Annotated in this window: 6 protein-coding genes, 1 tRNA gene and 2 pseudogenes; 6 read left to right on the top strand and 3 right to left on the bottom strand. The window is 66.7% G+C overall.

Annotation, left to right across the window (positions count from 1 at the left end; all coding sequences use genetic code 11):
- Window positions 1-85: 85 nt before the first annotated feature.
- Window positions 86-160 (bottom strand) — tRNA-Arg (locus tag ACYP33_RS30900).
- Window positions 161-269: 109 nt separating this feature from the next.
- The gene (locus ACYP33_RS30895) at window positions 270-452 is read right to left on the bottom strand and encodes a rubredoxin (RefSeq protein ID WP_414451305.1); all 183 of its coding nucleotides are present in this window, start codon (window positions 450-452) and stop codon (window positions 270-272) included.
- Window positions 453-666: 214 nt separating this feature from the next.
- On the opposite strand from ACYP33_RS30895, the pseudogene ACYP33_RS30890 reads away from it, so the two are divergent.
- From ACYP33_RS30890 to ACYP33_RS30865, 6 genes and pseudogenes are all read left to right on the top strand, one after another.
- Window positions 667-1,515 (top strand): annotated as a pseudogene (locus ACYP33_RS30890) (ABC-F family ATP-binding cassette domain-containing protein); the annotation flags it as partial.
- Between the two features lie 195 nt (window positions 1,516-1,710).
- Window positions 1,711-2,025: pseudogene (locus ACYP33_RS30885) on the top strand (ATP-binding cassette domain-containing protein); the annotation flags it as partial.
- A gap of 33 nt (window positions 2,026-2,058) precedes the next feature.
- Window positions 2,059-2,616 (top strand): hypothetical protein, encoded by a 558-nt coding sequence (locus ACYP33_RS30880; RefSeq protein ID WP_459625033.1) that lies wholly within the window; start codon window positions 2,059-2,061, stop codon window positions 2,614-2,616.
- A gap of 192 nt (window positions 2,617-2,808) precedes the next feature.
- A complete protein-coding gene (locus ACYP33_RS30875; RefSeq protein ID WP_414442744.1) occupies window positions 2,809-4,794 on the top strand; it encodes a DNA topoisomerase IV subunit B in 1,986 nt (661 codons plus the stop codon).
- A gap of 84 nt (window positions 4,795-4,878) precedes the next feature.
- Window positions 4,879-7,203 (top strand): DNA topoisomerase IV subunit A, encoded by a 2,325-nt coding sequence (gene parC / locus ACYP33_RS30870; protein WP_459625028.1) that lies wholly within the window; start codon window positions 4,879-4,881, stop codon window positions 7,201-7,203.
- Window positions 7,204-7,505: 302 nt separating this feature from the next.
- Entirely contained in the window at window positions 7,506-7,964 is a 459-nt protein-coding gene (locus ACYP33_RS30865) for a CopD family protein (protein WP_414451308.1), read from the top strand.
- Window positions 7,965-8,073: 109 nt separating this feature from the next.
- Here ACYP33_RS30865 and ACYP33_RS30860 read toward each other — a convergent pair whose 3' ends face one another.
- Window positions 8,074-10,458, bottom strand: a complete 2,385-nt coding sequence (locus ACYP33_RS30860) for a bifunctional diguanylate cyclase/phosphodiesterase (RefSeq protein WP_459625027.1) — start codon at window positions 10,456-10,458, stop codon at window positions 8,074-8,076.
- Window positions 10,459-10,763 lie beyond the last annotated feature (305 nt).

Genomic DNA, 10,763 nt, shown 5'->3' with positions numbered 1-10,763 from the left:
TGATAACGCTGGGGGCTAAAAGCCTTACTGGGCGGGCTTGAGAGGGGGTTGGGAGGTGAAACTTGGGGAAGGTTTGGGGCTTGACTGGTCCCCCCGACAGGAATCGAACCTGTATCTAGCGCTTAGGAGGCGCTTGTTCTATCCATTGAACTACGGGGAGCGGATAGGGCGCCGGTGACGGCGCCGCGATTCAGCGGGGCAGAGTATAGCAAAGCTTCCCGCCCCTAAAACGGCCGTCAAGCGCGTCCGCCCGCAACCTCACCGCAAAATCAAAAATCCACCACCACGAAATCCTCCTTGCCCACATCGCACAGCGGGCAGCGCCAATCCGACGGGATGTCGGCGAAGCGCGTGCCGGCCGGGATGCCTTCGTCGGGCAGGCCTTCCTGTTCGTTGTAGATCCAGCCGCAGATCAGGCAGACCCAGCTTTGGTATTCGACGACTTCGCTCATGATGACGATCGGAAAATAGTGCGGAAACAGTGAAAATTGTGCAGCGGCTGGCCGGCAGACCGCGCAATATACCCGAAACGCCCGGCCGCCCAGCCTGCGCCCGATCAACCTTCGCCGCACCGTCGCGCGCGGCTCGCCATCCGGCCAACTTAGAACCACCCCCGATGCCCGTTACAATGGGCGCTTCCGAATCCCTCTCATCGCCGCTCCCCCCATGTCGCTCTATTCCATTACCGGCGCGCAGCTTGCGTTCGGTCACGTCGCGTTGCTCGATCACGCGGAATTCTCGCTCGAAGCCGGCGAGCGCGTCGGCCTCATCGGCCGCAACGGCGCGGGCAAGTCCTCGCTGCTGAAGATCGTCGCGGAGCTCGCGCGTCCCGACGACGGCCTGGTCACCCGCCAGCAGGATCTGGTGACGGTCTACGTGTCGCAGGAGCCCGAATTCGAGCCGGGGCTGTCGGTGTTCGACGCGGTTGCGGGCGGCCTCACGCATATCCAGGCGCTGCTCGACGAGTTCGACACGGTCGCGCACGGGCTCGCGGACGAGCCGGAAGGCGCCGGGCACGACGCGCTGATGGCGCGCATGAACACGCTGCAGGCGGCGCTCGACATGGCCGATGGCTGGAACTGGCGCACCCGCGTGGCCACCACGCTGGCGCAGATCGGCCTCGACGGCGAACTGCTGGTGGAAGCGCTGTCGGGCGGCATGAAGAAGCGCGTGGCGCTGGCTCGCGCGCTGGTGCTGCAGCCCGACGTGCTGTTGCTCGACGAACCCACCAACCACCTCGATTTCGAAGGCATCCGCTGGCTGGAAGAACTGCTGATCTCGCAGCGCTCGAGCGTGCTGTTCATCACCCACGATCGCGCGTTCCTCGATCGCGTCGCCACCCGCATCGTCGAGCTCGATCGCGGCCGGCTGCTGTCCTATCCCGGCAACTTCTCGCAATATCAAACGCGCAAGGAGCAGCAGCTGGAAGTCGAGCGCGTCGAGAATGCGAAGTTCGACAAGCTGCTGGCACAGGAAGAAGTCTGGATCCGCAAGGGCGTGGAAGCGCGCCGCACGCGCAGCGTGGGCCGCATCGCGCGGCTCGTGGACATGCGCAACGAGCGCGCCGAACGCCGCAATTCGCAGGGCAACGTGCGCCTCGACGTGGCGCAGGGCGAGAAGTCGGGCAAGATCGTCGCGGAGCTGACCGACGTCACGATTCGCTACGACGGCCGCACCTTCATCGATACCTTCTCCAGCACCGTGATGCGCGGCGACAAGATCGGCCTGATCGGCCCGAACGGCGTCGGCAAGACCACCATGCTGAAGCTGATCCTCGGCGAACTCACGCCGGACGAAGGCAAGGTCCGCACCGGCACCAACCTGCAGGTGGCGTACTTCGACCAGATGCGCGCGCAGCTCGATCTCGACAAGAGCCTCGCCGATACCATCAGCCCCGGCAGCGAATGGGTGGAAGTGGCGGGCACCAAGAAGCATGTGATGAGCTATCTCGGCGATTTCCTGTTCGCGCCGGAGCGCGCGCGCTCGCCGGTGCGCTCGCTGTCGGGCGGTGAACGCAACCGCCTGCTGCTGGCGCGCCTGTTCGCACGGCCGGCCAACGTGCTGGTGCTCGACGAACCGACCAACGACCTCGACATCCCCACGCTCGAACTGCTCGAAGAGCTGCTGGCCGACTACGACGGCACGGTGCTGCTGGTCAGCCACGATCGCGCCTTCCTCGACAACGTGGTCACCTCGGTGATCGCGTCGGAAGGCAACGGCGCCTGGCGCGAATACGTCGGTGGCTTCACCGACTGGCAAACCCAGCACGCGCGCTCGAAGGATCTGGCCCGGCAACAGGAAGTTGCCGCGCGCGCGCCCGCGCCCGCCGCCGCGCCGAAGGACGACGCCGGCAAGAACGCGGCGAGCCGCAACATCCAGCGCCCGGTCAAGCTGTCGTTCAACGACCAACGCGAACTCGACAATTTGCCCCAGAAGATCGCGGCGATCGAAGCCGAGCAGGCCGAGATCAACGCGAAACTCGAAGACGGCACGATCTTCGCGCGCGACGCGAAGGAAGGCACGCGCCTGACCGAACGCTTCGCCACGCTCGACAACGAACTGCTCGTCGCGCTCGAACGCTGGGAAGAACTCGAGGCCAAGCGCAAGCCGTCATGATCGCGCGCGCAAGGAACCAGTAAAATACGCCGCGTTCCGGCCCCGGCGTCGCATGCGGCGCCGCCCGATTTCGGAGCAGTCGCGTCAGCGCATTGTTTCGATTGGCTTTTTTATCGAATTCAACGTTTTGTCCACGATGTTGTCCACACGATCTGGGGATAAACATCGCGGACGATGGATGAACTAGCGCCTATGTCCACGAAAAAGCCCGCAGCGGCCTATAGCGAAGCATCGATCAAGGTGCTGAAGGGTCTCGAACCCGTCAAGCAGCGGCCCGGTATGTACACGCGTACCGAAAACCCGCTGCACATCATCCAGGAAGTCATCGACAACGCCTCCGACGAGGCGCTCGGCGGCCACGGCAAGCAGATCACGGTCACGCTGCATGCGGATCAGTCGGTCTCGGTCGAGGACGACGGCCGCGGCATTCCGTACGGCATGCACCCGGACGAAGGCGTGCCGGTGGTCGAAATCGTTTTCACGCGCCTGCATGCCGGCGGCAAGTTCGACAAGGCGGCCGGTGGCGCCTACACGTTCTCCGGCGGCCTGCACGGCGTGGGCGTGTCGGTCACCAACGCGCTGGCCACGCGCCTCGACGTCACGGTCTGGCGCGACGGCAAGATCGCCGAACTCGGCTTCGCGCACGGCGACGTGGTCAAGCCGCTCGTCACGCAGGCGGCCGGCCGCGGCGAGAAGAAGTCGGGCACGCGCGTGCGCGTCTGGCCGGATGGCAAGTATTTCGATTCGCCGAACCTGCCGGCCGGCGAACTGCAGCGCCTGCTGCGCTCGAAGGCGGTGCTGCTGCCGGGCGTCGAAGTGGTGCTGATCACCGAGAAAACCGGCGAGCGTCAGGTCTGGAAGTACCAGGACGGCCTGCGCGGCTATCTGCTCGACGAAATGAACGGCAGCGAGCTGCTGATCCCGCTGTTCGAGGGCGAACGCTTCGCCGATTCGAAAAGCTCGGGCGACGATACCTTTGCCGACGGCGAAGGCGCATCGTGGGTGGTGGCCTGGAGCGAGGAAGGTTCGCTCACGCGCGAATCCTACGTGAACCTGATTCCGACACCAGCGGGCGGCACGCATGAATCGGGGCTGCGCGACGGCCTCTATCAGGCGGTCAAGAGCTTCGTCGAGCTGCACAACCTGCAGCCGAAGGGCGTCAAGCTGCTGGCCGAGGACGTGTTCGCGCGCGTGTCGTTCGTGCTGTCGGCAAAGGTGCTCGATCCGCAGTTCCAAGGCCAGATCAAGGAGCGTCTGAACAGCCGCGACGCCGTCAAGCTGGTGTCGTCGTTCTCGCGCCCGGCGCTCGAACTGTGGCTGAACCAGCACGTCGAGCACGGCAAGAAGCTGGCCGATCTGGTCATCAAGCAGGCGCAGGCGCGCACGCGCGCCGGCCAGAAGGTCGAGAAGCGCAAGAGCTCGGGCGTGGCGGTGCTGCCCGGCAAGCTGACCGACTGCGAAACGCAGGACATCACGCGCAACGAACTGTTCCTGGTCGAGGGCGATTCGGCCGGCGGTTCGGCCAAGATGGGCCGCGACAAGGAATATCAGGCGATCCTGCCGCTGCGCGGCAAGGTGCTGAACACCTGGGAAACCGAGCGCGACCGCCTGTTCGCGAACAACGAGGTGCACGACATCTCGGTGGCGATCGGTGTCGATCCGCACAGCCCCGACGACAACGTCGACCTGTCGAACCTGCGCTACGGCAAGATCTGCATCCTGTCGGACGCGGATGTCGACGGCGCGCACATCCAGGTGCTGCTGCTCACGCTGTTCTTCAAGCATTTCCCGCAACTGATCGAGCGCGGCCACGTGTGCGTGGCGCGTCCGCCGCTGTTCCGCGTCGATGCGCCGGCGCGCGGCAAGAAGCCCGCGCAGAAGCTCTACGCGCTCGACGACGGCGAGCTCGAGGCGATCCTCGACAAGCTGCGCAAGGACGGCGTGCGCGACACGCAATGGTCGATCAGCCGCTTCAAGGGCCTCGGCGAAATGAGCGCCGAGCAGCTGTGGGACACCACCATGAATCCCGATACGCGCCGCCTCACGCCGGTCGCGCTCGGCGGGCTCGATTACGACGCCACGGTATCGCGCATGACGATGCTGATGGGCAAGGGCGAGGCGTCCGCACGTCGCGGCTGGCTCGAGGAAAAGGGCAACGAGGTCGAGGTGGATATCTGAACGGCGTGACTCGCGCCGCGCACCCGATGCGCCGCGCGGCACGCCGGCCGAGCCGCCCCTGAACCGATACGGAAGCGATACCAGATGGACGACAACACCCCCGATTTTTTCGATGAACCGCCCAAGCCGCCCGAAGGCGGCGATGTCCTGACGCTCGGCGATTACGCCGAGAGCGCCTACCTCAGCTACGCGGTCAGCGTCGTCAAGGGCCGCGCGCTGCCGGATGTCTGCGATGGCCAGAAGCCGGTCCAGCGCCGCATTCTGTTCGCGATGAGCGAGATGGGCCTCGGCAACAACGCCAAGCCCGTGAAGTCGGCGCGCGTGGTGGGCGACGTGCTCGGCAAGTACCACCCGCACGGCGATCAATCCGCGTACGACGCGCTCGTGCGTCTCGCGCAGGATTTCTCGATGCGCTACCCGCTGATCGACGGCCAGGGCAACTTCGGCTCGCGCGACGGCGACGGCGCGGCCGCGATGCGGTACACGGAAGCGCGGCTCACGCCGATTGCCCAGTTGCTGCTCGACGAGATCGACCAGGGCACGGTCGGTTTTATGCCGAACTACGACGGTTCGTTCCAGGAGCCGCAACTGCTGCCGGCGCGGCTGCCGTTCGCGCTGCTGAACGGCGCGTCGGGCATCGCGGTCGGCCTCGCGACGGAAATCCCGTCGCACAACCTGCGCGAAGTGGCGGCCGCGGCCGTCGCGCTGATTCGCAACCCGAAGCTCTCGCACGCCGAACTGATGCAACTGGTGCCCGGCCCGGATTTCCCGGGCGGCGGCCAGATCATCTCGAGCGACGCGGAAATCTCCGCCGCCTACGAAGTCGGGCGCGGCAGCCTCAAGGTGCGCGCGCGCTGGAAGATCGAGGAGCTCGCGCGCGGCCAGTGGCAACTGGTGGTCAATGAATTGCCGCCGAACACCTCGGGCCAGAAGGTGCTCGAGGAAATCGAGGAGCTGACCAACCCGAAGATCAAGGCCGGCAAGAAGACGCTCACGCAGGAGCAGGCCAACACCAAGAAGACCCTGCTCGACCTGCTCGACGCCGTGCGCGACGAGTCGGGCAAGGATGCGCCGGTGCGGCTCGTGTTCGAGCCGAAATCGCGCACCCTCGATCAGACCGAGTTCGTGCAGTCGCTGCTCGCGCACACCAGCCTCGAATCGAACGCGCCGCTGAACCTCGTGATGATCGGCCCCGACGGCCGGCCCGCGCAGAAGGGGCTCGGCACGATCCTCGGCGAGTGGGTGGGGTTCCGCCAGCAGACGCTGACGCGGCGTTGCCGCCATCGGCTGGGCAAGGTCGACGACCGTATCCACATCCTCGAAGGGCGGATGATCGTCTTCCTGAACATCGACGAGGTGATCCGGATCATCCGCGAGTCGGACGAACCGAAGGCCGCGCTGATGTCGGCGTTCGGGCTGACCGAGCGTCAGGCCGAAGACATTCTCGAAATCCGCCTGCGTCAACTCGCGCGGCTCGAGAAGATCAAGATCGAGAAGGAGCTCGACGAGTTGCGCGCCGAGAAGGCCAAGCTGGAAGAGTTGCTGGGCAACGACAGCGCGATGAAGCGGCTCATGATCAAGGAGATCGAGGGCGACGCCAAGCAGTTCGGCGACGACCGCCGCACGCTGATCCAGCAGGAAAAGCGCGCGATCTTCGAGGCCAAGGTGATCGACGAGCCGGTGACGGTGGTGGTGTCGCAGAAGGGCTGGGTGCGTGCGCTGAAGGGCCACGGGCTCGACCCGGCGAGCTTCACGTTCAAGGCCGGCGACGGCCTCTACGCGGCGTTCCAGTGCCGCACGCCCGATACGCTGATCGCCTGGGGCAGCAAGGGCCGCGTGCATTCGGTGCCGGTGCAGGTGCTGCCGGGCGGCCGCGGCGACGGCGTGCCGGTCACCTCGCTGATCGAACTCGAATCGGGCACGCACCTGATGCATTACTTCGCGGCCGGCGCGGAGCAGCCGCTGCTGCTCGCGTCGAGCAACGGCTTCGGCTTCATCGCCAAGGTGGGCGACATGATCAGCCGTCAGAAGGCCGGCAAGGCCTTCATGACGATCGACGAAGGCGCGGTGCCGCTCGCGCCGATGCCGGTCATGCCGCTCGCCACCCAGGTGGCCTGCCTGTCGGGGCAGGGGCGCCTGCTGGTGTTCGGGATCGACGAGATGAAGACGCTGTCGGCCGGCGGCCGCGGCGTGATCCTGATGGCGCTGGAAGACAAGGAAACGCTGGTGCAGGCGCTGGCGATCGACGGTCGCGGCGTGCTGCTGCAAGGCACCGGTCGCGGCGGCAAGGCGCAGGATGCGGTGCTGGCGGGCGCGGCGCTTGCGCCGCTGGTCGGCAAGCGTGCCCGCAAGGGCCGTGCGCCGGAGCTCAAGCTGAAGCTGTCCGGCCTGCGGCCGATCTTCGGCTGACGTACCGAACGCAGCGCACGCGGCGGCGCGCGGCCTGCGCGCCCCGTATCGGCTTCCGTCCGACCCAGGCCCCGGCCGCGCTGCCCGCGCGCCGGGGCTTTTTCATGGGCGGATCGAGCGTGGCGTCGAATGCGGGCCGCGACATTCGGCGGGATTTCGTGTCAAATGTCGCCCGCGTACCGAACCGGTGCGCCGCAGGCCGGTCGAACCGGTTCAGGCTCGCCGTCGCGAGCCGGTTTTCGGTTGCCGTGTTTCGGTTGCCGGTTCGATTCGCCCGATAACAACACCCTCAGGATTGCCCCATGTCCCACGCCATTCCCGTCGCACTGTTCCTTCATCTTCTTGCCGTCGCGGTGTGGGTGGGCGGGATGGTGTTCGCGCATTTCTGCCTGCGCCCCGCGCTGTCGGATCTCTCGCCGCAACTGCGGCTGCCGCTGGTCGAGGCCGTGTTCGGGCGCTTCTTCAACTGGGTGGCGGGCGCGGTGCTCGTCACGCTGCTGACCGGCGGCTTCCTGCTGACCGCGTACGGCGGTGCGCACGCCACTTGGCCGCTGCACGCGATGGCCGGCCTCGGCGTGCTGATGATGCTGATTTTCGGCCATATCCGCTTCGCGATCTTCCCGCGCATTCGCCGCGCCGTGCAGGCGCAGAACTGGCCGGATGGCGCACGCGCCGTGGGCGCGATGCGCATGCTGGTGGTGGTCAACCTGGTGCTCGGCGTCGTGACGATCGCCACGGCCGTGCTGTCGCGCGGTTTTTGAACTCGCGGGGGCGCGTTCGGCCGGTTTGAGCACGGCCGGAGGCGGCCCGAAGCCGCCCGAGGCGGCGCGCGACACGCGCCTCACCTCACCTTCTCCCGCCCGGCAACGCTCAGTTGCCGTGACCGCCGCCCGGCTCGTGCGAGAGGTTCGCGATCCGGGCCAGATGCGCCGCGCTCGACGTCACGCGCGGCCGGGCTTCCAATGTTTCGCACACGCCGAAGCGCGCCAGCAGTGCCTCGATGCCCTCGGCCGGCACTGCCCGCGAGAACAGGAAGCCCTGCGCCTGGATCGGCCCGAGCGCCGACAGCCACGCGACCTGCTCCTCGGTTTCGGTGCCCTCGACCACCACGGTCAGCCCGAGCGCGCGCGCCAGATGCACGATCGACGATACCATCACGCACACGCTGCGATCGGCCGGAATTGCCTGCACGAAGGAGCGATCCACCTTCAGCGTGTCCACCGCGAAGCGGTGCAGATACGACAGCGACGAATAGCCGGTGCCGAAATCGTCGAGCGCCACGCGAATGCCGAGCTTCTTGAGCGCCATGATCTTGTCCGACACCAGCTCCGGAAACTCCATCATCGCCGTCTCGGTAATTTCGATTTCGAGCCGATCCGCCGCGATGCCGGTTTCGGCCAGCGCGCTGGAGATGGTGTCGATCAGATCGCCGCGCCAGAACTGCACGGGCGACACGTTGACGGCCAGCGTCAGCGTGTCGTGGCCTTCGTCGCGCCAGCGCGCCAGTTGACGGCACGCGGTGCGCACCACGAAATCGCCGATCGGCACGATCAGGCCGGTCGATTCGGCCACCGCGATGAATTCGGTGGCGGCGATCAGCCCGTGGGTAGGGTGGTTCCAGCGCACCAGCGCCTCGAAGCCGGCGATGCAGCGCCGCGTCAGGTCGATCTTCGGCTGGAACGCGAGGAACAGTTGTTCCTCCGCGAGCGCCACGCGCAACTGCTGCTCCCAGCGCATCAGGTGATCGGCACGGTGCGACAGGTGCGGGGCGTAGAACTGATAGCAGTTCTTGCCGGCATCCTTGGCGCTGTACATCGCGAGGTCGGCCTTCTTCAGCAGGTCGATCTCGCTCTCGTTGGGCACGGCGTGCAGCACGATGCCGATGCTCGCATGCAGCACGAAGGTGCTGCCGCGCACCTCGAACGCGTCGGCGAACATGCCGATGATCGATTCGGCGAGCTGCACGGCGCGGCGCTCGACGTCGTCGCCCTTCACCACCACCACGAACTCGTCGCCGCCGATCCGCGACAGCGAGCCGTCGTGGCCCACCGCGTCGGACAGCCGCGCGGCCGTCATCTGCAGCACGATGTCGCCGGCGTTGTGGCCGAGCGTGTCGTTGACGGTCTTGAAGTTGTCGAGATCGATGAACAGGATCGCCAGATGCCGCAGGTTGGCCGGCTCGGCCACGTCGTTGCGCAGCTCGCGCAGCGTCGTGTAGCGATTCGCCAGGCCGGTCAGCAGGTCGTACTCGGCAAGCTGCGTCATCTCGCGCTCGCGCCCGAGCAGCTTGCCGATCAGGCCGGTCGCCACGCCGAAGAACGCCAGCATCGCCAGCGTGACGAAGCTCGTCATCAGCAGATAGACGTTGCGCGTGTGGTTGTAGTCGGACAGCTCCTCGCCCTGCGACAGCCCGACTAGCACGCCGAGCGGGTAGCCGTCGAGATGGCGGTACGACACGATCCGCATGGTGCCGTCGATCGGATCGGCATAGGTGCCCGACACGCGCTCGGCGATCGGATACACGCCGGAGGCCGAGAAGCTGCCCGCGGCGCGGCCGGTGCCCGGCGCGCCGGTGCGGCGGGCCAGCACCGCGCCGGTATCGGACACCACGGCGATCACGCCGTCCTTGCCGACCGCCGCGTTGTTGTAGAAATCGCTCGTGAAATAGCTCGGGTCCTCGGACACCACCACCACGCCCGCGAACGAGCCGTCGGGGGCGTTCAGGCGGCGCGTCATCTGCAGCGTCCACTGGCCCGACAGGCGGCCGAGCACCGGCCGGCTGATGTACATCTCGTCGTCGTTGTGGGTGGCATGCACCTGGAAATGCTCGCGATCGGACAGGTCCACCGGCTTCGGATGCGGATCGGCCGTGTTGGCGAACAGGTGCCCGTTGGCGTCGAGCAGCGAAACCTGGATCAGCGTATCGCTCGGCACCACGCCTTTCTCGACGGTGCTCGCCAGGTTGAAGCGCTCCGGCGATTTCTCGAACTCGAACTTGACGAAGCGGGTGATCTGGTCGACCTGATGGATCGACTTGATGGTGTGCTGCTCGAGCGCCGTGGAGAGGATCGCGGCGGACGCGGCGGCCTCGCGGTAGGCGCTGTCCTTCTCGATCGACAGCCGCATGACGATCGCCGTCCACAGCAGCGCGATCGCGATCATCCCGAGCAGGGGGATCGCGAACAGCGTGCGGCGGCGAGTGCGGCGCGGGCGCGGCTGGCGCGCAAGCTCGGCGAGTTGACGAAACGAATTCATCGGATGACTAACGGTCGATCGGCATGGAACAGCGGGTTCGGTCATGACGGCTGGGTCACGCGCGACGGAGGCGCCCGCGCGCGAGGCGCGGGCGTGCCGGCGTGTGGCCCGGTCGCGCATGCCGCTTGCCCGGCATCGCGCGATGGTGTCGCCCCCGCGTCGGGCGGGTGGCGCCATGTGTTTTATCCGACTCCTTGGACGGCATGCCGCCGGCACGTATGGGGTGCCGGCCCATGTGGCGACCGCTCGGGTTCGATTGGTCCCGATATTACTGGTTGGTCAGCGAATTAGATAGCGAGGGCAAA

Source organism: Burkholderia sp. 3C (genome assembly GCF_054589155.1).
This window is presented reverse-complemented; position numbering and strand designations above follow the sequence as displayed.